The 21,560-nt window shown below is 62.4% G+C and carries 20 protein-coding genes; 5 read left to right on the top strand and 15 right to left on the bottom strand.

All coding sequences use genetic code 11. The features are described from left to right. Positions 1–3: 3 nt before the first annotated feature. From gspG to ACTPOI_RS24225, 3 genes are read right to left on the bottom strand one after another with little or no spacing between them, the layout of a single operon-like run. Positions 4–453, bottom strand: coding sequence for a type II secretion system major pseudopilin GspG (gspG, locus tag ACTPOI_RS24235; protein WP_440113802.1), 450 nt, complete (start codon positions 451–453; stop codon positions 4–6). Positions 454–481: 28 nt separating this feature from the next. Beyond that, positions 482–1,729 carry a type II secretion system F family protein gene (locus tag ACTPOI_RS24230; RefSeq protein WP_440113799.1) on the bottom strand — a complete coding sequence of 416 codons (1,248 nt, stop codon included), beginning with the start codon at positions 1,727–1,729 and terminating at the stop codon, positions 482–484. Continuing rightward, positions 1,722–3,449 (bottom strand): GspE/PulE family protein, encoded by a 1,728-nt coding sequence (locus ACTPOI_RS24225; protein WP_440113796.1) that lies wholly within the window; start codon positions 3,447–3,449, stop codon positions 1,722–1,724. Before ACTPOI_RS24225 ends, ACTPOI_RS24230 begins: the two co-directional genes overlap by 8 nt. 143 nt (positions 3,450–3,592) lie before the next feature. Here ACTPOI_RS24225 and ACTPOI_RS24220 point away from each other — a divergent pair, with 143 nt between their 5' ends. Further along, positions 3,593–5,506, top strand: a complete 1,914-nt coding sequence (locus ACTPOI_RS24220; RefSeq protein WP_440113793.1) for a hypothetical protein — start codon at positions 3,593–3,595, stop codon at positions 5,504–5,506. A 25-nt stretch (positions 5,507–5,531) separates the two neighbouring features. Here the strand turns inward: ACTPOI_RS24220 and rfbC are convergent, their stop codons facing one another. The 5 genes from rfbC to ACTPOI_RS24195 all read right to left on the bottom strand — a co-directional run bounded on the left by rfbC (position 5,532) and on the right by ACTPOI_RS24195 (position 11,060). Next, positions 5,532–6,080, bottom strand: coding sequence for a dTDP-4-dehydrorhamnose 3,5-epimerase (rfbC, locus tag ACTPOI_RS24215; protein ID WP_440113790.1), 549 nt, complete (start codon positions 6,078–6,080; stop codon positions 5,532–5,534). A 6-nt stretch (positions 6,081–6,086) separates the two neighbouring features. Further along, a complete protein-coding gene (gene rfbA, locus ACTPOI_RS24210; protein WP_440113787.1) occupies positions 6,087–6,971 on the bottom strand; it encodes a glucose-1-phosphate thymidylyltransferase RfbA in 885 nt (294 codons plus the stop codon). Positions 6,972–6,984: 13 nt separating this feature from the next. After that, positions 6,985–7,875: a dTDP-4-dehydrorhamnose reductase gene (gene rfbD, locus ACTPOI_RS24205; RefSeq protein ID WP_440113784.1), complete on the bottom strand. Its 891-nt coding sequence runs from the start codon at positions 7,873–7,875 to the stop codon at positions 6,985–6,987. Next, entirely contained in the window at positions 7,872–8,960 is a 1,089-nt protein-coding gene (rfbB, locus tag ACTPOI_RS24200; RefSeq protein WP_440113781.1) for a dTDP-glucose 4,6-dehydratase, read from the bottom strand. The genes rfbD and rfbB overlap by 4 nt, the downstream gene beginning before the upstream one ends. 111 nt (positions 8,961–9,071) lie before the next feature. Then, positions 9,072–11,060: an SDR family oxidoreductase gene (locus ACTPOI_RS24195; RefSeq protein ID WP_094288896.1), complete on the bottom strand. Its 1,989-nt coding sequence runs from the start codon at positions 11,058–11,060 to the stop codon at positions 9,072–9,074. Positions 11,061–11,287: 227 nt separating this feature from the next. Here ACTPOI_RS24195 and ACTPOI_RS24190 point away from each other — a divergent pair, with 227 nt between their 5' ends. From ACTPOI_RS24190 to ACTPOI_RS24180, 3 genes are all read left to right on the top strand, one after another. Then, positions 11,288–11,881, top strand: a complete 594-nt coding sequence (locus ACTPOI_RS24190) for a phasin family protein (RefSeq protein WP_094288898.1) — start codon at positions 11,288–11,290, stop codon at positions 11,879–11,881. Between the two features lie 239 nt (positions 11,882–12,120). Beyond that, the gene (locus ACTPOI_RS24185) at positions 12,121–12,783 is read left to right on the top strand and encodes a TetR/AcrR family transcriptional regulator (protein ID WP_094288900.1); all 663 of its coding nucleotides are present in this window, start codon (positions 12,121–12,123) and stop codon (positions 12,781–12,783) included. Between the two features lie 52 nt (positions 12,784–12,835). Next, positions 12,836–13,612: a tetratricopeptide repeat protein gene (locus ACTPOI_RS24180; RefSeq protein WP_440113776.1), complete on the top strand. Its 777-nt coding sequence runs from the start codon at positions 12,836–12,838 to the stop codon at positions 13,610–13,612. Positions 13,613–13,804: 192 nt separating this feature from the next. Here ACTPOI_RS24180 and ACTPOI_RS24175 read toward each other — a convergent pair whose 3' ends face one another. Next, on the bottom strand, positions 13,805–14,572 hold the full coding sequence (locus tag ACTPOI_RS24175; RefSeq protein ID WP_094288902.1) for a type III pantothenate kinase: 768 nt from the start codon (positions 14,570–14,572) through the stop codon (positions 13,805–13,807). A gap of 173 nt (positions 14,573–14,745) precedes the next feature. On the opposite strand from ACTPOI_RS24175, the gene lysM reads away from it, so the two are divergent. Beyond that, entirely contained in the window at positions 14,746–15,231 is a 486-nt protein-coding gene (gene lysM / locus ACTPOI_RS24170) for a peptidoglycan-binding protein LysM (RefSeq protein ID WP_094288904.1), read from the top strand. 201 nt (positions 15,232–15,432) lie between these two features. Here the strand turns inward: lysM and ACTPOI_RS24165 are convergent, their stop codons facing one another. The 6 genes from ACTPOI_RS24165 to glyQ form a co-directional block, all read right to left on the bottom strand. After that, a complete protein-coding gene (locus tag ACTPOI_RS24165) occupies positions 15,433–15,849 on the bottom strand; it encodes a rhodanese-like domain-containing protein (protein WP_440113772.1) in 417 nt (138 codons plus the stop codon). Between the two features lie 13 nt (positions 15,850–15,862). Further along, on the bottom strand, positions 15,863–16,819 hold the full coding sequence (locus ACTPOI_RS24160; RefSeq protein WP_440113769.1) for a M48 family metallopeptidase: 957 nt from the start codon (positions 16,817–16,819) through the stop codon (positions 15,863–15,865). Between the two features lie 10 nt (positions 16,820–16,829). Further along, the gene (locus tag ACTPOI_RS24155; protein ID WP_440113766.1) at positions 16,830–17,615 is read right to left on the bottom strand and encodes a lysophospholipid acyltransferase family protein; all 786 of its coding nucleotides are present in this window, start codon (positions 17,613–17,615) and stop codon (positions 16,830–16,832) included. 66 nt (positions 17,616–17,681) lie between these two features. Continuing rightward, the gene (gene gmhB, locus ACTPOI_RS24150; protein WP_440113763.1) at positions 17,682–18,293 is read right to left on the bottom strand and encodes a D-glycero-beta-D-manno-heptose 1,7-bisphosphate 7-phosphatase; all 612 of its coding nucleotides are present in this window, start codon (positions 18,291–18,293) and stop codon (positions 17,682–17,684) included. A 49-nt stretch (positions 18,294–18,342) separates the two neighbouring features. Continuing rightward, positions 18,343–20,484, bottom strand: a complete 2,142-nt coding sequence (gene glyS, locus ACTPOI_RS24145; RefSeq protein ID WP_440113760.1) for a glycine--tRNA ligase subunit beta — start codon at positions 20,482–20,484, stop codon at positions 18,343–18,345. A 20-nt stretch (positions 20,485–20,504) separates the two neighbouring features. Continuing rightward, on the bottom strand, positions 20,505–21,410 hold the full coding sequence (gene glyQ / locus ACTPOI_RS24140) for a glycine--tRNA ligase subunit alpha (protein ID WP_015012411.1): 906 nt from the start codon (positions 21,408–21,410) through the stop codon (positions 20,505–20,507). Between the last annotated feature and the right edge of the window lie 150 nt (positions 21,411–21,560).

The following is a 21,560-nucleotide window of genomic DNA, read 5'->3' as shown; positions in this document are numbered from 1 at the left end:
TAATCAGGGTGTATTGCGGATATCGGCATTTTCACCATCACCACCAGGAGCACCATCTGCGCCCAGCGAGAGAATTTGAATAGCGCCACCCGAATTGGCATAACGATAGGGATGATTCCAAGGGTCAGAAGGTATCCCCCCCTTCAGGTAGGGGCCATTCCAACCATTCACACTTCCTGGCTTCTTGACCAGGGCTTCAAGCCCCTCTTCAGATGTGGGGTAACGCCCCACATCCAGCTTGAATAACTCTAGTGATTTGTCCAGATCAGCAATCTGCACTGCCGCCGTCTTCGCCTTAGCACCGCCAAGTTGGCCCAGCACACGAGGCCCTACCAGCCCCGCCAGCAGGGTGAGGATTGCTAGCACCACCAGCAATTCAATCAGCGTAAAACCGCGGCTGAAACGGTTTGCAGATGCGGGGCCAAAAATGCGGCGGGCGCGGGTACTCACCATGAGAGACAGATCCTTGGGCAAACAAAAATTATACGGCGAGGTCATTGATCGACAGAATCCCGAGCAGTATGGACACAATGATGGCGGCAATCAGCACACCCAAAACCAGGATGAGTACAGGCTCAACCAAAGTCAGCAGGCGCTTGATGCCAGTCTCAACATCACGATTCAATATATTGGACAACTCCAGCATCATTGATCCGATGCGCCCGGTCTCCTCCCCCACTCGGATCAGGTTGACTGCAAGAGGTTCAAAGATACCTGTAACTGAAATTGCTTGAACCACTTTGCCCCCCTCCTTGACGATAGGGGCAATCCGAGCAAGCGCCTGACGCAAAACTATGTTCCCTACTGTCTCAGTCGCTATGTGCAATGCAGTGAGCATAGGCACACCATTTCCAAGCAGGGTCCCCAGGGAGCGCGAAAAAAGTGTGAGCTGGTACTTGAGAGCGATGCGTCCCACAATCGGCAGCCTCAGCAGACGAGCCTGCCACCACTGTCGACCGATGGGTGATTTCAGCCACCGCATCAGCCATGCCGCAACAATAACGACCCCCGCCCCAATCACCAACCCGTAGTTCGTAAACGCCTGCCCCATCACCATCACCACACGTGTCGGCAAAGGAAGAGCATCGCCCATATCTGAAAAAAGCTTTTCAAACTGCGGCACCACAAACCCCAGCATGGCAATCAACGAGAGCACAGCCACCCCCAACAGGATGGCAGGGTAGATGGTGGCCGATATCACACTATCTCTCAGTGCACGCTGACGCTCCATGTGCTCGACCAATCGATCCAGTACGGCTGACATCTGCCCACTGACCTCACCCGAGCGCACCATATTGATATAGAAGTCACCAAAAAGGTCACGACGTGCCGCCAGCGCACGACTTAGGGGTGTGCCGCCTTTAACCGCATCAAGAATGCCCTGCACCAACACAGAGAGACTCGGCTTGTGACTCATGTCAATCAGTACGCGCAACGCATTGTCTAACGCCAACCCCGCGCGCAGCATGATTGCAAGCTCTGCCGTCAGCGCAAGCACATCTGCAGCTGTTACAGGGCCCTTGGAATGACGCGCCTTGGACGCAGCCAATACCCCACTCCCTTCTGGCAAGGCAGTCTTCACACCCGCGACGGCGACATCATCAACACGCAACGGTGTCATTCCACGTTCGCGCAACAGCTTGATGACCGCTGCGCTGCTGGACGCAAACAGTCTCCCCTCTTCGATCTTGCCTGCCGCTGAGGCAGCCCTCCAGGCAAAATCAGGCATCAGACTGATCCTGAGTGACGCGCGCCAGTTCGTCAAGCGTGGTAACGCCGGCCGCCACCTTGCGCAACCCATCCTCAAACAAACTCAGCATTCCAGAACCAGCGGCGATTGCATTGAGTGCATTGGCATCTAGTCCCTCAATGATGGCACGACGCATAGGCTCATCCAGCACAAAAAGCTCGTGGATCCCAGTCCGCCCGCGGTAACCAGACTGCCGACAGTGCTCGCACCCAACAGCCCGGTAAATGGGACGATCAGAAGGACAGAAACGCGTTAACCCCGTACTCTGGCGCACCTCCGGCCCAGGCTCATAAGGCTCCTTGCAATGACTGCAGAGGGTGCGCAAGAGACGCTGTGCCAGCACCCCATTGACCGAAGAGGTAATGAGGTAACTCTCTACCCCCATGTCTTGCATGCGGATCACAGCACCAGCCGCCGTATTGGTGTGAAGCGTGGAGAGCACCAAATGGCCGGTGAGAGCAGATTGCACTGCAATTTGGGCAGTCTCACCATCACGCATTTCACCAATCATGATGATGTCGGGATCCTGACGGAGGATAGAGCGCAACGCGTTAGCGAAGGTCAGATTGATTTGTGGGTGTACTTGGATCTGATTGATCCCCTCAAGCTGATACTCGACCGGGTCTTCTACCGTAATGATCTTGTTCGAGTTCGCATCTATTTTCGACAACGCAGCATAGAGCGTAGTGGTCTTGCCGGAACCCGTGGGGCCAGTGACTAGCAGGATTCCATGTGGACGAGCGAGCAAAGCATTGAAACGCGCCAACGTATCCTGCTCAAAACCCATGGTATCCAAATTAAGCCGCACACTGGCGCGATCCAGCACACGCATCACGACGCTTTCACCATGCACCGTCGGCACGGTGGAAACACGCAAATCCAGCTCACGCCCCTTCACCCGCGTTTTGATACGTCCATCTTGAGGCAAGCGACGCTCGGCAATGTCCAGATGCGCCAGCAATTTAACGCGGGAGCTAACAGCAGCCGACAGACGAGGGGGCACCAGCTCACCCATATGTATCACCCCATCGACGCGGTAGCGCACATGCAGACCGTCGTCAAAGGGCTCCAGATGAATGTCAGACGCTCTCAAGTCGGTCACGCGGCCGATGATGGTATTGACCAAGCGAATGACCGGCGCCTCGCTGGCCAAATCTTTGAGATGCTCAACAAAATCCCCCCCGTCAAGGGCATCGCCAAAACCATCATCGTCTTCTGGCGCCTCCTCCACGGGCTCCACCAGCGCCTTTTCGATATCATTTTCCAGAGCCAAGTACGGACGAATGGAGAACCCCGTGGCAAGGCGCAGGGCCTTTACTACGAATGCATCTTGCGGCACCGCCATAGCTACATGAAGCTCCCGCCCATCCAAGCGCAGCGGGAAAACAGCGTTCGCATGCAAGAACTCTGGCAGCAAGCCTTCCACCTCTGGCATGAGGTCAGGAAAACCATCTGCCGCCACAAAGTCCAGCTTCAGCTGACGCGCAAGCATGTTGGCGACGTCAACATCCGAAACCAGCCCCAACCGAACCAACACACGCCCCAACATTCCGCCCATTTCCAATTGGGCGGAGAGCGCTCGCTCAAGATCGCGGGCGCTGAGTTTTCCGGCTTGCACCAGCAGCTCGCCCAACCTCGGCTGCTCCAAGGCTGCACCGCCCTGCAGCTCAGCCGTGGGAATCAATGTTTGTGTGGTCATGATGATCTGAAAACCGAGCCCGATGGGCGAGAAAGCCAGCGAACTGCAAAGAATGGGCGAGAGTGTAGCCCGGGCTCTCAAACCGGGTGAATCATGGGCAACCCAACAACTCAACAGGCGAACGCCACACGAAGCCAAGCGGGATGCTCAACATCACCTTCGCGTACAGTCGTTGGAAAACATTCCTTGAGCACATGCACGCAATCTTCCAGAAAACCACAGCGTTTGCCATTGCAGGGGCATCCTGTAGCGTCGCTATCGCCGGTATTGTCGGCGCCGCATGGTTTTACAAAGTCGCCCCATCCACTCCCAAACCATCAGGGCCAATGATGCTGGCCCCTATGGTTGGCGTGATCGACACCTGTATTTTAAGACCCGAGGCTGACACCGCCCCCGACTCACTTGCGCAGCACTGTACAGGGCCGCAAGGCTCTGCTGCCGCCCTTGTAGAGTCCACACTGTCGCAGCTACAACCCTCGCATCGCACTCACTCCCCATTCCCCATGGGATACACACTGCCAGTTCCGCTGCTGCAGTTGTTTCGGGCGCAAGGCTCCGACTGGGTCATTGACACGGAGAGGATCAAACGCCTGGTGCGAACGGTGCGCGATACAGAGCGACCGCTGATCCTGTACCTTTTTTCCACCCATTTCTCGGCGCGGGCCCCCATTGAGGAAACCCTGGCACGCAATGCCGCCAATCTCGCACAGACCCGCGACGGGCCACTGCCTGTAAGTACATACTATGGAGACCCTGTTTATCCATGGACTTTTGCCACCACACAAACAGAAATCTCTACCAAGCGTATGCAGGCAGTCCACGCACTGCTCGACGAGTTATGCACATTGCCAGCACATGACATATCCAAGGTCAGGGGGATAACACTGCTGGGGGAACTACACCACCTGTTCCCCGACTTTGAAGGAGGGATGGGCTTCAACCCACCCTACCGAGTGACGGACTACAGCCCCGCCTCCGTTGCAGGATTCCAGAGATACCTGACAACCCAGTTTGGGAACATTGACCAACTGAACCGTGTGCTGGGCTCGCAGTTTTCGTCTTTTGCGGATGTTTCTCCACCATCGCGAGACATCCGAACCGAGTCGCTGCAAAACTACTTTGAGCATATCGATTCACATGCCCACGGCAGCATGCCGATTGCCGGATGGGCCTTCGCCCCTCCCCAAGATGCTGCTTCCCCCCCTGCCTGGATCCACGTTTACCGCAACGGTATCTTTGTCGGAAAGACAGCGGTCAACAAAGGGCGCCAGGATGTTCTCCTCGCGAAGCCCGAATTTGGCGATGCCAACACCGGCTGGCGACTGGACATGGATTTCAGACAACTGCCTGCAGGTCTACACAAGATCGATATATTCCTGGAACGCACCCCGGGCCACTTGATTGCACTGGACACCCGACGGGTTGCCATCATGGATCGAGAGCAAAAAACACCAGTCCTGCAGCCACAGCGTCCACTACCCAAACATACTCTGGCGGACGGTACGCTGCCAGCCTACGTAGACATGCCTGCGGATCAATCGTCCTACTACTACAACCCGCTGGTTCCACTGTGGCATGCGTTTCGAGGCCAGCAGGTATTAGCCTATCTACTTTTTTTTGACGCTGTCGTCGGGCAATCCTGCCTAGCCAAGGCACCACGCTATACCCATCAAATCATCCCTTTCGCCAACCCTAGCTGGGACGCTCAGAAGTTCGCTATAGATGCATCACTTCGCAACACAAACAGCATCCGACTTGGTGTAAGTCTGTATGGTGATGCAACTTATGGGCCTGATTTTCCTGCGTGGTATGGGACAACTGCACACCGCAGATATGGCATCACGGAGTTTCACCCCCTCAAAGCACTCTCTGCCCCCGAGCTGCGTAAGGTTCTGGACCAGCACGCCCGACAGGGGGCCGATTTCCTGTCATTCTTTCTGGAGCCCTACTGGCAAGGCAACGCGGTCGCGCGCGATCACAACCTGTTCTCGCTAGACCCGCAGAATGCGAAATTCGGCTCCTCCGATCTCTACAAGGCTCTCCAACGCCTTCACTGAGCTCCCTCCCTCGGGAACGTCATCGTCAACAAAAGAGTTCAGCCTCTGCGAGCCGGATTCCTTTTGCGTCTTTGGCCGAAAGCAGAGGCTGCAGCCCCGCAAGGCGCCAATCAATTGCAAGATCCGGATCATTCCATGCAATGCAACGCTCATGCGCTGGGGCATAGTAATCCGTGGTCTTGTAAAGAAACTCTGCCGTATCGCTTAGCACTAGGAAACCATGCGCAAAGCCAGGCGGTACCCATAACTGGCGACGGTTTTCCTCACTGAGTTCTTCACCCACCCAACGGCCAAAGGTGCGAGAACTACGCCGAATGTCTACCGCCACATCAAACACTGCACCACGCACTACGCGGACCAGTTTGCCTTGAGGCTGTTGAATCTGGTAGTGCAATCCCCGCAACACCCCCTTGACGCTACGGCTGTGGTTGTCTTGCACGAACTGCTGAGAAGTACCTGTAGCTTCGTTGAACACGCGCTGGTTGAAGCTTTCGTAGAAAAAGCCTCTGGAATCACCAAACACGGTGGGTTCAACAAGAAAAACATCCGGAATGGACAGCGACGTAATTTTCATGGGATCTCAATAAATTCTATCTTTGAGCAAACGCAACAGATACTGCCCATAGCCGCTCTTAATGAGTGGCAGAGCAATGCTCTCAAGTTGACTGCTATCTATCCATTGATAGCGCCACGCGATTTCTTCAGGGCAAGCGATTTTGAGCCCCTGGCGATGCTCCAGCGTGGCGATGAACTGGCCCGCTTCGAGCAGGCTTTCATGCGTGCCGGTGTCCAGCCAGGCATAGCCGCGCCCCATGATTTCGACATTCAGCTGCCCCTGCGCCAGGTACAGCCGGTTCAGATCGGTGATTTCCAGCTCTCCGCGTGGCGAGGGCTTGAGGTCCTTGGCCATCTGAACCACCTGGCCGTCGTAGAAATACAGGCCCGTGACCGCATAGCTGCTCTTGGGCTGCCTGGGTTTCTCTTCCAGCGACAGCACCTTGCCCTGGTCATCAAACTCGGCGACGCCATAGCGCTCAGGGTCTTGCACATGGTAGGCAAACACGCTGGCGCCTGCCTCGCGCTGCCGGGCATTGCCCAGCAGTTCGTGGAAGTCGTGACCATAGAAGATGTTGTCGCCCAGCACCAGCGCACTGGGCGCCCCATCCAGAAACGCCTCGCCGATCACAAACGCCTGCGCCAGGCCATCCGGGCTGGGTTGCACTGCGTATTGCAGATTCAGCCCCCACTGGCTGCCATCGCCCAGCAGCTGCGCAAAACGTGGCGTGTCCTGCGGGGTGCTGATGATGAGGATGTCGCGGATGCCCGCCAGCATCAGCGTGCTCAGCGGGTAATAGATCATGGGCTTGTCGTACACCGGCAGCAGTTGCTTGCTGATGGCAAGGGTGGCCGGGTGCAGCCGGGTGCCGGAGCCTCCGGCCAGGATGATGCCTTTGCGTTGCGTCATGTGAGGGTGCCGTTCAGAGAATTTCAGCCAGCATGCGCGCCACACCGGCCTGCCAGTGCGGCATCTGCAGACCAAAGGTGGTCTGCAGCTTGGCCGTGCTCAGGCGCGAGTTGTGCGGGCGGGCCGCCGGGGTCGGGAAAGCACTGGTGGGCACAGGCGCCACCTCTTTTGCTATTATTTTAATAGCTGAATTTTCAATATTGGCGCGCGACAGAACGTATTTTGCATACGCATTCCAGGTCGTTTCGCCTGCGGCAACGCAGTGGTACAGGCCCGCGTGCTCGGGGTGCCTCTGCAGGTGGCGGATGGCGTGGGCCGTCACATCGGCCAGAAGGTCCGCGCCGGTGGGCGCACCCCACTGATCATCGATCACCGTCAGGCGTTCACGCTCCTGCGCCAGGCGCAGCATGGTCTTGGCAAAGTTGCCACCGCGTGCGGCGTACACCCAGCTGGTGCGCAGAATCAGGTGCCTGGCGCCGGATTGGGCGATCAGCTGCTCGCCTTCGAGCTTGGTGCGTCCATACACACTCAAGGGTGCGGGCGTGTCGGTCTCGACCCAGGGGCGGCTGCCGCTGCCGTCAAAAACGTAGTCGGTGCTGTAGTGCACCAGCCATGCGCCCAGCTCGGCGGCCTCCTGCGCGATGGCGCCGGGGGTGGTGGCGTTCAGCGTGCGGGCGAAGTCAGCCTCGCTCTCGGCCTTGTCCACGGCGGTGTGGGCCGCCGCATTGACGATCACATCGGGGCGCAGAGCGCGCACCGTCTCGGCCACGCCAGCGGGGTTGGCAAAGTCACCACAGTGCTCGGTGCTGTCGTGGTCCAGCGCGGTGACGGTGCCCAGCACCGACAGGCTGCGCTGCAGCTCCCAGCCGACCTGGCCGCCCTTGCCGAAGAGCAGGATGTTCATGCGCGGGCGCCCGCCACGGCTGCGGGCTGCTGCTCGTACTGGGTCTCCACCCAGTCGCGGTACGCGCCGGTCTGCACGTTGGCCACCCAGTCGGCATGCTCTAGGTACCACTGCACGGTCTTGCGGATGCCGGTGTCGAAAGTCTCGGCGGGCTTCCAGCCCAGCTCGCGCCCGATCTTGCGGGCGTCGATCGCGTAGCGACGGTCGTGGCCGGGGCGGTCCTTCACGTAGGTGATCTGGGTGCGGTAGCTCTGGCCGTCGGCGCGGGGGCGCAGCTCGTCGAGCAGGCTGCAGACCATGTTCACGATCTCGATGTTGGGCTTCTCGTTCCAACCGCCTACGTTATAGGTCTCGCCGGGAGCGCCCGCCTCCAACACGCGGCGGATGGCGCTGCAGTGGTCCTTCACGTACAGCCAGTCGCGCACCTGCATGCCGTCGCCATACACCGGCAGGTTCTTGCCCGCCAGGGCGTTGACGATCATCAGCGGGATCAGCTTCTCGGGGAAGTGATACGGCCCGTAGTTGTTGCTGCAGTTGGTGGTGAGCACCGGCAGGCCGTAGGTGTGGTGCCAGGCGCGCACTAGGTGGTCGCTGGCGGCCTTGCTGGCGCTGTAGGGGCTGTTGGGCTCGAAGCCGCGCGTCTCGGCAAAGGCGGGGTCGGTGGGTGCCAGCGAGCCATACACCTCGTCGGTGGACACATGCAGAAAGCGGAAGGCGGCACGGTCGCTCTCTGGCAATGCGCCCCAGTAGGCGCGCACGGCTTCGAGCAGGCGGAACGATCCGACGATGTTGGTCTGGATGAAGTCCTCGGGCCCGTGGATCGAGCGGTCCACATGCGACTCGGCCGCAAAGTTGACCACGGCGCGGGGCTTGTGCTCGGCCAGCAGGCGGGCCACCAATGCGGTGTCACCGATATCGCCCTGCACAAAGATGTGGCGCGCGTCACCCTGCACACTGTCCAGGTTGTGCAGGTTGCCCGCGTAGGTGAGCTTGTCGAGGTTGACCACGGGCTCGCTAGTGGCAGCGAGCCAGTCAAGAACGAAGTTGGCGCCAATGAAACCTGCGCCGCCGGTAACCAGAATCATAGGGAGGGCTGTGTGAAATGCCAGCTCGGCACAACCCACGATTATCCCACCCTGACCGGCCCCCCGGTAACAGAGTTCAACGCGGGGGGTTCTGCGCGGGCCGGACGGTCATCAGAAGTGAATACCACGCATCATCTGCTGCAGCGCCACCGCCTCGGCCGAGAGCTGCGGCTTGGCGTCCTTGCCACCGCCCTTGGCGGCCGTGGAATCCGGGAACATCCGAAAGCTGGTGTTCATGGTGATCTGCGCCACGCGCGGCACCAGCGCGTGCAGCAGCTGCCCCGTGATGCCCAGGCGCGTGGCGATGCGCACCGGCTTGAAGATGCAGGCCTGGGCGATCATGTCAGCGGCCTCTTCGGGGCTCAGCGTGGGGACATTGTTGTAGATCTTGGTGGGCGCGATCATGGGCGTGCGCACCAGCGGCATATTGATGGTGGTGAAGGTGATGCCCTGGTCGGCAAACTCGCTGGAGGCACAACGCGTCCAGGCGTCCAGCGCCGCCTTGCTGGCCACATAGGCCGAGAAGCGCGGCGCATTGGTCAGCACGCCGATGGAGCTGATGTTGACCACATGGCCCTTGCGCTTTTCCACCATGCCGGGCAGGAAGCCCATGGTCACGCGCAGGCAGCCAAAGTAATTGAGCTGCATGGTGCGCTCGTAGTCGTGGAAGCGGTCGTAGCTCGACTCGATGGCGCGGCGGATGGAGCGACCCGCGTTGTTGATCAGGAAATCCACACCGCCATGGTTGTCGATGAGCAGCTGCACAAAACGGTCGCAGTCGGCCATGTCGGCAATGTCGGCCGAATAGGCGATGAACTGGTAGCCCTTGGCCTTGGCTTCGGCGCAGGCTTCGTCCAGCTTGTCCTGGTCTCGGCCGCAGATGATGGTGGTGGCGCCCGCCTCGGCAAACTTGTGCGCAGCGGCCAGACCGATGCCCGATGAGCCACCCGTGATCAACACCACCTTGCCCGCCACCGTGCCCTTGAGCGTGCGGTCGATGAACAGCTCGGGGTCGAGGTTGCGCTCCCAGTAGTCCCACAGGCGCCAGGCGTAGTCCTTGAGGTTGGGGCAGGCCACGCCCGAGCCCTTGAGCGCCGCCATGGTTTCGCGGCAATCGAAGCGCGTGGGGTAGTTCACGAAGGTCAGCATGTCCTCGGGCAGGCCCAGGTCCTTCATCACCGCATTGCGCACACGGCGCACGGGCGCCAGCGCCATCAGGCTTTTCTTCACGCTCTTGGGAATGAAGCCCAGCAGCGCAGCGTTGACGAACAGGTTCATGCGCGGTGCATGGGCGGCGCGGCTGAAGATGTCGAGCACATCGCCCACGCGGTAGCCCACCGGGTCCACCAGGTGGTAGCACTTCTTGCCGATGTCCTTCTGGTGGCTGATGACGTTGAGCGCGTTCACCACAAAGTCCACGGGCACGATGTTCACGCGCCCGCCCTCCAGGCCCACCGTGGGCATCCAGGGCGGAAGCAGCTGGCGCAGGCGCTGGATGAGCTTGAAGAAGTAGTAGGGGCCGTCGATCTTGTCCATCTCGCCGGTGGTGCTGTCACCCACCACCATGGCCGGGCGGTACACCGTCCAGGGCACCTTGCAGTCCTGGCGCACGATCTTCTCGCTCTCGTGCTTGGTCTGGAAGTACGGGTGGTCCAGGCCCTCGGCCTCGTCGAACATGTCCTCGCGGAACACACCTTCATACAGGCCCGCAGCAGCGATGGAAGAGACATGGTGGAAATGCCCGGCGTCAATGGCCTTGGCCAGGTCCACCGTGTTGCGCGTGCCCTCGATGTTCACGGCCACCTGGGTTTCCTCATCGGCAGCCAGGTCGTACACCGCTGCCAGGTGGTAGAAGTGGTCGATCTGGCCCTTGAGCTTCTTCACATCATCGGCCGCCACGCCCAGCTTCTTGGCGGTAAGGTCGCCAAACACGGGAATCGCACGCGTGGGCCCCACACCCCAGAAGCTGCGCAGGTCGGCCACCTTGTCGGCACTCTCCTTGCGAATCAGGAAGTGGACCACAGCGCCCTTGCGCTCCAGCAGCTTCTTCACAAGCCGCTTGCCAATAAACCCCGTTGCCCCCGTCACGAAATACTGCATGGATAACTCCTCTGAGATAACTTCATTCTTGCGCAAGGCCTGCGCACCCCGATTCAGCAGAAACCCGCGCCGATACTAGGCGGCCAACGATCCACAGGCTAGATGACACGCTCTACATTTTTAGGAGCGCGCGCCTACACCTTGCGGACCGTGCGGCGTACAGTGCGGCCATGCGTCGAAGGCAAAATCGCCCCGGCAACCCCAACCAACCGCACCACGGAGGCCTTATGGTCAAGAAACTGCAGAAACTCAGCGCTGACAAAAAGAAGAGCAACGCCCAACTGTCCAGCACCGTCAAGGACTCCGCACAGCAGATCTGGCTGGCGGGCCTGGGCGCCTTCTCCAAGGCACAGGAAGAAGGCGGCAAGGTGTTTGAAGCCCTGGTCAAGGAAGGCCTGACCATCCAGCGCAAGACCCAGGCCGTGGCCGAAGAAAAGATCACCGAAGCCACCAGCCGCGTGACCACCATGGCCAGCGACATCGGCTCCAAGGCCCAGGGCCAATGGGACAAGCTCGAAAACATCTTTGAAGACCGCGTGGCCAAGGCCCTGGCCAAGCTGGGCGTGCCCTCGGCCCGCGACCTGGAAGCCCTGAGCGCCCGTGTGGACGCCCTGGCCAAGGGCAGCAAGGCAGCTCCCGCCAAGGCTGCAGCCAAGCCCGCCGCCAAGGCCCCTGCCAAGAAAGCCGCAGCCAAGAAGGCCGCTCCTGCCAAGGCAGCCGCCAAGCCCGCAGCCAAGGCACCCGCCAAGAAAGCTGCAGCCAAGAAGCCCGCAGCCCGTGCCGCAGCCGACACCGGCGCCAGCACTCCATCGGCCAGCTGATCGCTCACCACCCACTGGCGCAGGCGGGCAGCAGCCCGCCCGCTGAAAGCGGCCCACGTGCAACAGCGCGCTGGCCGCTTTTCTTTTTTTGGTGAAACCTGTGAAGTGCGTTAAAAGCAACTGCAGCAAGGGTTTGCCGCAAGACGGCATGCCGCACTGCAGCATGACTGCGTGGGTTAGAGTAGGCATCAGAGAGACACCGAAACAACGAAGCACAACGACGCGAAGGGCCTGCACACATGGTGAAGAAAGCGCCACGCCGCACCGCAGAACGCATTCTGGAAGTCACGCTGGACCTGTTCAACCGGTTCGGCGAACCCAACGTCTCCACCACCCTGATTTCGGCCGAGCTGCGCATCAGCCCCGGCAACCTGTACTACCACTACCCCGCCAAGGACGAGCTGATCAACGCGCTGTTTGATCGCTATGAGCGCTCGCTCACCGAGTTGCTGGCCGCCGCCGACGGCGTGCGCAATGTGGAAGACGCCTGGTTCTTCATGCACACGCTATTTGAGCTGATCTGGCAGTACCGCTTCCTGTACCGCGACCTCAACGACCTGCTGTCCAAAAACCGGCGCCTGGAGACCCACTTCCAGGCCATCCTCAAGAACAAGACCCGGGCCGTGCGCGCCATGCTCGATGGCATGGGCCGCGCGGAATCCCTGCACATCGACTCGCGCGAGCTGGAGGCCACCGCCACCAGCATGGTGGTGGTGCTGACCTACTGGCTCAGCTTTGAATACGTGCGCGACCCGCGCCGCGCACTGGAGCCCGAAAGCGCCCAGGCCGCATTGCTGCGTGGTGCCCACCATGTGCTGAATCTGCTCATGCCCTACCTCGAAAGCGGCCAGCGGGCCCACCTGCTGCAGCTGGTCGGCGCTTATGCAGCAGCGCCCGGCTGATACCGCCCACCCGCCACAGACATCCACCAACAAGAACTTCCGGAGACACACCATGGCCAAATGGACCCCCTTCCCCCACGCGGGCGACTACCGCTTTGACGCCGCGAGCGTCAAAAAGCACTGGGCCCGGCTGCATGGCGGGGACGCCGAACCCTGCCCCAAGGACACCGCCGTGCTGGAAGCCTGGGCACTGTTCCACAACGGCGACTTTGAAAAGGCCGCCGCTGCAGGCCTGGCCGCCGGTAGCGCAGGCATCACCGTGGCCAACAAGGCCACGTCCATCTACGCCAACTACCTGGAACCCAAAGAGAAAACGCGCCTGGACCTGTTCACCCAGGTGGCCGAGCGTGCCGAGGCCCAGGCGGGCGAAGACCCCAGCAACGCCAACGCCTGGTACTGGCATGCCTACGCGCTGGGCCGCTACAGCCAGGGCATCAGCGTCGCCAAGGCGCTGGCGCAGGGCCTGGGCGGCAAGGTGAAGGAATCGCTGGAGAAAGCCATCGCCCTGTCACCCAAACATGCCGACGCGCGCATCGCACTGGGCGCCTTCCATGCCGAGGTGATCGACAAGGTGGGCTCGCTGATTGGCGGTATGACTTATGGCGCCAAGAAGGACGCGGGCCTCAAGCTGTTCCAGGAAGCCCTCAAGCTCAACCCGGGCTCGGCCATCGCCATGATCGAGTACGCCAACGCCCTCGTGATGCTGGAAGGCGACAAGAAGATGAAGGAAGCCACCGCGCTCTACGAAAAGGCCGCCGCAGCAGAGCCCATGGACGCCATGGAGCGGCTGGATGTGGAAATGGCACGGAGTGAACTAGAGGAAGAGTAAGGGAGCATCCCCCTGAGGCGCTTCGCGCCTTCCCCCTTTTCTCGACTGGCTACGCCATTCGGGAAGGGGGACGACACCCTCGCTGCGGGGCGGCCCTTGCTCGGTGTCCCAGGCGTGGGCAGCGCCAGTTTTGCAGGTCGATGGGCATAGAAAACCGCTTCGCACTGATGCAGCGACTGCGTTGCAAGGCCCTCAGCCCCCAAACCGCCGCGCGGCAATCTCCAGCAAGCCGTCAAAAATCAGGTTGTCCACCAGCTCGAACGGCCGGGTCATGCTGGGCGCCATCTTCCAGCCCGCGCCGCCGGTCATGATGCAGGCGGGCTCCTGACCGCAGTGCTGCAGCAGGTGCTGGTACATGCGCTCCACCGCTCCGGCAATGGCATAGGTGCCACCGCTGGTCAACGCGTCGCTGGTGTTGGTCGGGAACAGGCGCACTTCGCCCGTGGGCACATGCAGGCCGGCGGTACCGGTCTCCAGCGCCCGCAGCATGATGCCGTGGCCGGGCAGGATGAGGCCACCCATGAAACGGCCTTCAGCGTCGATGCACTCGACCGTGACGGCCGTGCCCACCATCACAACGATCAGCGGCCGCGCAGGGCCTCGGGCCAGCACATGGTGGCGCGCGCCGATCATGGCCACCCAGCGGTCCGAGCCCAGGCGCGAGGGGTGGTCGTAGCCATTGGTGAGCCCTGCTTCCTGCGCGGATGACACGACCCAGGAGGGTGCCACGTCCCACAGTTCCATTTGCTCCTGCACCCGGCGCTTGACGGCATCGCCCGCCACCACACAACCCAGCATGTGCTCCGGGTGGATCAGCGGGGCCCAGCTGCCTTCGGCCAGGCGGTCAATGTGGTCGAGGAACTCGGCGCCATGCGCCATCAGCGCAGCCCCGGGGCGGGGAGCGTCGTACAACGCCCATTTGAGACGGGTGTTACCGACGTCGATGGCCAGAAAAGTCATGCGGCGGATTATCCCGAGTTTTGGCATCCGGGCTGATCCCGCTGCGACAGCCCTCCAGCCGCCCTGGCGGGATTGTGAAAAATCGTTTCGCGCCGCTGTCTGACACGGGGTGGCCTCGCATTGCCGCTACAGTGGTCGTTCCTTATTCTTTCTGCAACCTCAGGAGGTACGACATGGGTCTTTTCAGTTTCATCAAGGAAGCCGGTGAAAAGCTGTTTGGCGGCAAGGACGCGCAGGCTGCCACCGCCGCCGCTCCCACGCAGGATGAGCTCAACACCAAGGCCGGCAAGGCCATCGAGACCTACATCGCCGCCCAGAACCTGGGCGCCAGCAACGTGCAGGTGGCCTTCCAGGGCCCGGAAGGCAAGGTCACCGTCAAAGGCGCAGCCCCCACGCAAGCCGCCAAGGAAAAGATCACCCTGTGCTGCGGCAACGTGGCCGGTGTCACCAGCGTCGAGAACCTGATGGAGGTCACCAACCCCGAGCCCGAAGCCCAGTACCACGACGTGGTGCGCGGCGACACGCTCAGCGCGATCGCCAAGAAGTTCTATGGCGATGCCAACAAGTACCCCGTGATCTTCGAGGCCAACAAGCCCATGCTGAGCCACCCCGACAAGATCTACCCCGGCCAAAAGCTGCGCATCCCTGCACTGAAGTAACCCCCCTGAGTCGCCTTCGGCGCCCTCCCCCAATGGGGATGCACCCGGTGGCCCGGCAAAGCCGGTTCCACGGGTGCACAGGCGGGAGCGGGGGTGTATTTGACGCCCGAGTCCGTGCGCAGCGCGCGGCTCCCGCGAATTCAGGAAAAGTAGCTGCTACCGCTTGATAGACAGGCGCTAGCAGCTATTCTTTTAGGAGCATCAACCCTGCTTCCACGGCAGGCCATGAAAGCGCCAGCCGCCCTTCTTGCCGCGCTGGCCTTGCGCATCCGCGTCGCCCTCAAACCCTTCGAGGATGTTGTACGCGGTGATGCCCAGCTCGGTGGCGCGGCGCGCGGCGGCGATGGAGCGCACGCCGCTGCGGCATAGCAGCACGGCGGGCGTTCCGGCAGGCACGGCGGCGCGCATCTGGGCATCGAAGTCGGCATTCATCGCCATGCCCGGCCATTGCTTCCAGGCCACGGCGGCGGCGCCGGGCACCTGGCCCACCCACTCGCGCTCGGCATCGCTGCGCACATCCACCAGCACAGCCTGGCCAGCCTGTACCCACTGCCAGGCTTGCTGGGGGGTTACGTCTCCGGCATAGCCTTCGGCGGGGCGAATCGTTGGTTCAGTCATCGTCGGGGTCCTTTCAATCCCACAAAGGGGCGGGTTCGTCGCGCAAACGACTTCGCAGTTGCGCGTAGTCGGGCACCACGGTGGCCACGGTGTCCCAGAAGCGGGGGCTGTGGTCCATCACGCGCAGGTGGGCCAGTTCGTGCGCCACCACGTAGTCGATGATGGCCGGGCGGTAGTGCAGCAGGCGCCAGTTCAGGCGGATGGAGCCGTCGGCCTTGGCGCTGCCCCAGCGGGTGTTGGCGCTGGACAGGCGCAGGCTGGCCCAGCGCACGCCCAAGAGCGGCGCAAAGTGGTCCAGCCGCTCGGTGAAATGGCGGCGCGCGTCGCGCATCAGCCAGGCCTGCACGGCGTCGCGGATCTGCGCGGGGCTGGCGCTGTGGGGCAGGCCGATGTGCAGGCTGGGCTGTTCCGTTGCAGTGACCAGCGCCCCGCCCTTGCCCGCAAAGCCGTGGCTCGGGTCCAGCACCACCGTCAAAGGCTCGCCCAGGTAGGGCAGCACGGCACCATGCGCCCACACGATGCGGCCGCCCTCCATGCGCTGCTGGCGCTCGCGCGCCTCGCCCAGCTTGCGCAGGATCCAGTCGGATTTTTCGCGCAGCGCAGAATCCACCGCGCCCAGCGTGACCCAGCTCGGTGCCCGCACCGACAGGCCATCGGGCCCCACCGAGAAGCCGATGCTGCGGCGCCGCGCGCGCTGCAGCGCGTAGGCCACCACGGCATCGCCCAGCAGCACCTCGCGGTTGGCCTGGGGGTGGCGAAACTCGGCGGGGGACAGCAGGGAAGGCAGCGGCACGGCGGGCGCTGCAGGGCGGTTTACTATCGTTTTAGGAGCTACCAGCGCTTGCCCATCGGGCGCAGAGGGCATTTTTTGTTTGGTATCGGGCACCCCAGCCGCCAGTGCCACGGGTGCAGGTGCCGCAGCGGCCGGCGGGTCAAACAAGTCCAGCGCCAGTTGCACAAGCCGCTGCATCACGATGGGCTTATTTCCCGCTTTGGGTGGTTGTGTCGGCCGCAGGGGCAGCGGGGGCTTGCGGGTAGGCCCCGGGATCCAGGCGGCGCATCTCGGCCTCGATCCAGGCTTCGACCTCGCGCATCAGCTCATCGGGCTCGCGCCCCACGCTGGAGATGGGTTGGCCGATCGACACGTCCACCACGCCGGGGCGCTTGATGAAGGCCTTGCGCGGCCACACCTTGGCCGAGGTCACGGCAATCGGAATCACGGGCGCACCCGTGTCGATGGCCAGGCGCGTGCCGCCGGTCTTGTACTGGCCCTTTTGCCCGCGCGCGATGCGCGTGCCTTCGGGGAACATGATGATCCAGATGCCCTTGGCCAGCAGGTCCTTGCCCTGCTGCACCACCTTGTTGAAGGCCTGGGTGCGCTGGCTGCGGTCGATGTGGATCATGTCCAAGCGCCCGATGGCCCAGCCGAAGAAGGGCACGTAAAGCAGCTCCTTCTTGAACACGTAGGCCAGGGGGTGCGGCATGATCGTGGGCATCAGAAACGTCTCGAACGTGGACTGGTGCTTGACCAGCAGCACCGCACCTGCGTTGTCGCCCTGCGGCAGATGCTCCATGCCGGAGATCTCCACCCGGATGCCCAGGATGGTCCGCGCACCGCTGATGCACAGCGACAGCCAGGCCCGCGCGATGCGGTACAGCGGCAGGCCGCGCACCCCCAGCAAGGTGCCCAGCATGATGGCCAGGGCGTAAGGCACCACGGTGATGCCCATCCAGAGAAGGTGAATGACAGAACGGAGAAAGGCCATTTTTTGATGGTTTTTAGGCCGCTACCGCCTGTCCATCAAGCGATTACAGCTATTGAATTGATAGTATCAGGAGACTAGGCCACCCACCGCAGGCAAGGGCGTGGCCGCCAGCGGTGGCGCCGTGGCGGGCACTGCAGGCAACAGCTGGTCCACAAAATCGCCCAGGCTGGCATGCACGCGCAGGCCCGGTGGCAGCCCTGCAGGCAGCGGCCCCATTGGGTGCACCTGCGCCGACTGCCCCGTGCATACCAGGTGCAACTGCGCACCCAGCGCAGCCCCGGCCTGCAGGTGTGCGGCGCAGCTGCCCACCACCTGCACGTCGTGGCGTTCCACCCCGTAGCGGTCGCTGATCTGCTCCAGCAGGCCGGGAGCGGGTTTGCGGCAGGCGCATTCCTCGTCGGCCGCATGGGGACAGTAAAAAACAGCGTCGATGCGCCCACCCACGGCCGCCACTTGGCGGTGCATCTTGGCGTGGATGGCGTTGAGCGCCACCACGTCAAACAGCCCGCGCCCCAGCCCCGGCTGATTCGTGGCCACCACCACATGCCAGCCCGCGTGGTTGAGCCGCGCAATCGCTTCCAGCGCGCCGGGCACGGCGGTCCACTCGTCGGCCGAGGTGATGAAGTCCTCCCCCAGCGGGTTGAGGGTGCCGTCGCGGTCCAGGATGACGAGTTTCATAGGAGGGGGTACCTTGTGGAAACAGACCGCCAGCCTATCAGCCCCGGGGTCACACCGCCAGGCGGGACAGGTCGGCCACGCGGTTCATCGCGTTGTGCAACATCTTGAGCAGGCCCAGGCGATTCATGCGCACGTCCAGCTGTTCGGCGTTGACCATCACATCGTCAAAGAACGCATCCACCGGCGCGCGCAGCACGGCCAGGGTCTGCAGGCTGGCGGTGTAGTCGCCCGCGTCGAACTGCGCATTGGCCTCGGGCACAAAGCGCTGCAGGGCGGCGAACAGGTCCTGCTCGGCCTTTTCCTGCAGCAGCTCGGGGTTCACGTGGGCGTCCACGGGGCCTTCGACCTCGGCTTTTTTCAGGATATTGCCGACGCGTTTGTTGGCTGCGGCCAGCGCAGGCGCTTCGGGCAGCGACGCAAAGGCGCGCACAGCCGCCAGCTGCTTCTCGACCAGGGCCAGGCGCTGCGGGCGCAGAGCCAGCACGGCATCCACCTCTTGCGCGCTGTAGCCTTGTTCGCGCAGGCTGCCAGCGAGGCGGTCGTAGATGAAGTCGGCCAGAGCTGCTGAAGCGTCGGTGATCTTGTCGCCAAAAGCAGGCACGGCACCGGCCAGCAACGCGTTCAGATCCAGCGGCAGGTCTTTCTCGACCAGCATGCGAATCACGCCCAGTGCATGGCGGCGCAGTGCAAACGGGTCGCGGTCGCCCGTGGGCAGGTTGCCGATGCCGAACATGCCGACAAGGGTTTCCAGCTTGTCGGCCAGAGCCACCACGACGCCAGCGGTGTTGCGCGGCAGCGCGTCGCCCGCAAAGCGCGGCTTGTAGTGGTCTTCGATCGCGTGCGCCACGGTCTCGCCCAGGCCGTCGTTCAGGGCGTAGTAGCCGCCCATGATGCCCTGCAGCTCAGGAAACTCGCCCACCATGTCGGTCACGAGATCGGTCTTGGCCAGTTGCGCGGCCAGATCGGCATAGGCCACCAGGGCGGCGTCGCCCAGTTGCGTGGCGATGGCCTTGGCAATGGCGCGCACGCGCTCCACGCGCTCGCCCTGCGTGCCCAGCTTGTTGTGGTACACGACCTTGCCCAGGCCCTCGACGCGCGACGCCAGGGTCTTCTTGCGGTCCTGGTCAAAGAAGAATTTGGCATCGGCCAGGCGCGGGCGCACCACGCGCTCGTTGCCGCCGGTGACAAAGCTGGTGTCGTCGGGGCTGATGTTGCTCACCACCAGGAACTTGTTCGTCAGCTTGCCTGCGGCGTCCAGCAGCGGGAAGTACTTCTGGTTGGCCTTCATCGTGAGGATGAGGCACTCTTGTGGCACGCCCAGGAACTGCTCTTCAAACTGGCAGATGACCACGTTGGGGCGCTCGACCAGCGCGGTCACTTCGTCCAGCAGGGCATCGTCTTCGATGGGGCGGGCGCCATTGCCCACCTTGGCGGCAGCAGCAGCGAGCTGGCGGGCGATCTCGGCCTTGCGCTCGGCAAAGCTGGCGATCACGGCACCGTCCTTCTTCAGCGTGGCGGCGTAGCTGTCGGCATCGGCCAGCACCACGGGCGACACGGCGGCTTCAAAACGGTGGCCGGTGGTGCTGTTGCCCGCCGTGAGACCCAGCGCCTTGACGGGCACCACGGTGCTGCCATGCAGTGCCACCAGGCCGTGCGCGGGGCGCACAAAGTTCACGCTGGTCCAGCCGGGCAGCTCGCAGTCCGTTTCGAGCTGGTAGCTCATGACCTTGGGGATGGGCAGCTTGGCAATGGCTTCATCCAGCGCCTTTTGCAGGCCCGCCGCCAACGCGGCACCGGGTACCACGCTGTCGTAGAACAGGGCTTCGGCCTTGCCGTCCTGCGCGCGCTTGAGCGCGGCCACTGCGGCTGCGGGGTCGGACACATCCGCACCCAGCGCCTGCAGCTTTTTCAGCAGCGCGGGCGTGGCGTTGCCGTCCTTGTCCAAGCCCACGGTCACGGGCATCAGCTTTTGCTGCACGGCCTTGTCCGCAGCCTTGTCGGCCACGGCCGTCACATGCGCAGCCAGGCGGCGGGGCGATGCAAAAGGGGTGACCACAGAAGCGGCTGTGGCCAGGCCCTGGGCCTTGAGCTGGTCGCCCAGCACGGTGGCAAAGGCATCGCCCAGCTTCTGCAGCGCCTTGGGAGGCAGCTCTTCGACAAACAGTTCAACGAGGAGGTTTTGGGTCGTCATGTTCTTGTTCTTTCGCTCGTTCACGCGGCCTTTTTGACCATCTGTTCCACCCACTCGCGCGGCGCCATGGGGAAGCCCAGGCGTTCGCGGCTCTCGTAGTAGCTTTGCGCCACGCTGCGGGCCAGGTTGCGGATGCGGCCGATATAGGCAGCGCGTTCGGTCACGCTGATGGCACCGCGTGCATCCAGCAGGTTGAAGCTGTGTGCGGCCTTGAGCACTTGCTCATACGCAGGCAGCGCCAGCTGTTGTTCCATGAGGTACTTGGCCTGCTTTTCGTGCGCGTTGAAGGCGGTGAACAGGAAGTCGGCGTCGCTGTGCTCGAAGTTGTAGGTGGACTGCTCCACCTCGTTTTGCTTGTACACGTCACCGTAGCTCAGGGTGTCGGTCCACTTCAGGTTGTAGACGTTGTCCACGCCCTGCAGGTACATGGCCAGGCGCTCCAGGCCGTAGGTGATCTCGCCCGTGGCGGGCTTGCAGTCGATGCCGCCCACTTGCTGGAAGTAGGTGAACTGCGTCACTTCCATGCCGTTGAGCCACACTTCCCAGCCCAGGCCCCAGGCGCCGAGCGTGGGGTTCTCCCAGTCGTCTTCGACAAAGCGGATGTCGTTCTTTTTCAGATCAAAGCCCAGGGCTTCCAGCGAGCCCAGGTACAGCTCCAGGATGTTGGCCGGTGCGGGCTTGAGCACCACCTGGTACTGGTAGTAGTGCTGCAGGCGGTTGGGGTTCTCGCCATAGCGGCCGTCCTTGGGGCGGCGGCTGGGCTGCACGTAGGCGGCCTTCCAGGGCTCGGGGCCGATGGCGCGCAGGAAGGTGGCGGTGTGCGAGGTGCCTGCGCCCACTTCCATGTCATAGGGCTGCAAGAGTGCGCAACCCTGCGCGTCCCAGTAGGACTGCAGCTTCAGGATGATTTGCTGGAAGGTCAACATGAGGTTCGGGGCACTGGCAGGGCCAGGGCCGGGCAATGAGGAAGGTGAAACAACAACGGGATCAAGCCGGTGCCCGGGCCCGCTGTCTCTCAAGAAGAAACGGCGTTGTGCCAGGGCGAAACCGGTGATTTTACGGCGCCCCGCCAAGAA

It is taken from the genome of Acidovorax sp. BL-A-41-H1 (genome assembly GCF_051942715.1).
Note: the sequence above shows the minus strand (reverse complement) of the source record. Positions and strands in the feature narration are given on the sequence as shown.

What these genes read in the sequence shown, in the direction of transcription:
- ACTPOI_RS24175 (WP_094288902.1), bottom strand. Translation starts at nt 14,572, where the DNA reads ATGACTTTTCTGGCCATCGACGTCGGTAACACCCGTCTCAAATGGGCG.
- ACTPOI_RS24220 (WP_440113793.1), top strand. Translation starts at nt 3,593, where the DNA reads ATGCTCAACATCACCTTCGCGTACAGTCGTTGGAAAACATTCCTTGAG.
- gspG (WP_440113802.1), bottom strand. Translation starts at nt 453, where the DNA reads ATGGTGAGTACCCGCGCCCGCCGCATTTTTGGCCCCGCATCTGCAAAC.
- ACTPOI_RS24190 (WP_094288898.1), top strand. Translation starts at nt 11,288, where the DNA reads ATGGTCAAGAAACTGCAGAAACTCAGCGCTGACAAAAAGAAGAGCAAC.
- ACTPOI_RS24230 (WP_440113799.1), bottom strand. Translation starts at nt 1,729, where the DNA reads ATGCCTGATTTTGCCTGGAGGGCTGCCTCAGCGGCAGGCAAGATCGAA.
- lysM (WP_094288904.1), top strand. Translation starts at nt 14,746, where the DNA reads ATGGGTCTTTTCAGTTTCATCAAGGAAGCCGGTGAAAAGCTGTTTGGC.
- glyS (WP_440113760.1), bottom strand. Translation starts at nt 20,484, where the DNA reads ATGACGACCCAAAACCTCCTCGTTGAACTGTTTGTCGAAGAGCTGCCT.
- rfbA (WP_440113787.1), bottom strand. Translation starts at nt 6,971, where the DNA reads ATGACGCAACGCAAAGGCATCATCCTGGCCGGAGGCTCCGGCACCCGG.
- rfbB (WP_440113781.1), bottom strand. Translation starts at nt 8,960, where the DNA reads ATGATTCTGGTTACCGGCGGCGCAGGTTTCATTGGCGCCAACTTCGTT.
- glyQ (WP_015012411.1), bottom strand. Translation starts at nt 21,410, where the DNA reads ATGTTGACCTTCCAGCAAATCATCCTGAAGCTGCAGTCCTACTGGGAC.
- gmhB (WP_440113763.1), bottom strand. Translation starts at nt 18,293, where the DNA reads ATGAAACTCGTCATCCTGGACCGCGACGGCACCCTCAACCCGCTGGGG.
- rfbC (WP_440113790.1), bottom strand. Translation starts at nt 6,080, where the DNA reads ATGAAAATTACGTCGCTGTCCATTCCGGATGTTTTTCTTGTTGAACCC.
- ACTPOI_RS24180 (WP_440113776.1), top strand. Translation starts at nt 12,836, where the DNA reads ATGGCCAAATGGACCCCCTTCCCCCACGCGGGCGACTACCGCTTTGAC.
- rfbD (WP_440113784.1), bottom strand. Translation starts at nt 7,875, where the DNA reads ATGAACATCCTGCTCTTCGGCAAGGGCGGCCAGGTCGGCTGGGAGCTG.
- ACTPOI_RS24155 (WP_440113766.1), bottom strand. Translation starts at nt 17,615, where the DNA reads ATGGCCTTTCTCCGTTCTGTCATTCACCTTCTCTGGATGGGCATCACC.
- ACTPOI_RS24225 (WP_440113796.1), bottom strand. Translation starts at nt 3,449, where the DNA reads ATGACCACACAAACATTGATTCCCACGGCTGAGCTGCAGGGCGGTGCA.
- ACTPOI_RS24195 (WP_094288896.1), bottom strand. Translation starts at nt 11,060, where the DNA reads ATGCAGTATTTCGTGACGGGGGCAACGGGGTTTATTGGCAAGCGGCTT.
- ACTPOI_RS24165 (WP_440113772.1), bottom strand. Translation starts at nt 15,849, where the DNA reads ATGACTGAACCAACGATTCGCCCCGCCGAAGGCTATGCCGGAGACGTA.
- ACTPOI_RS24160 (WP_440113769.1), bottom strand. Translation starts at nt 16,819, where the DNA reads ATGCAGCGGCTTGTGCAACTGGCGCTGGACTTGTTTGACCCGCCGGCC.
- ACTPOI_RS24185 (WP_094288900.1), top strand. Translation starts at nt 12,121, where the DNA reads ATGGTGAAGAAAGCGCCACGCCGCACCGCAGAACGCATTCTGGAAGTC.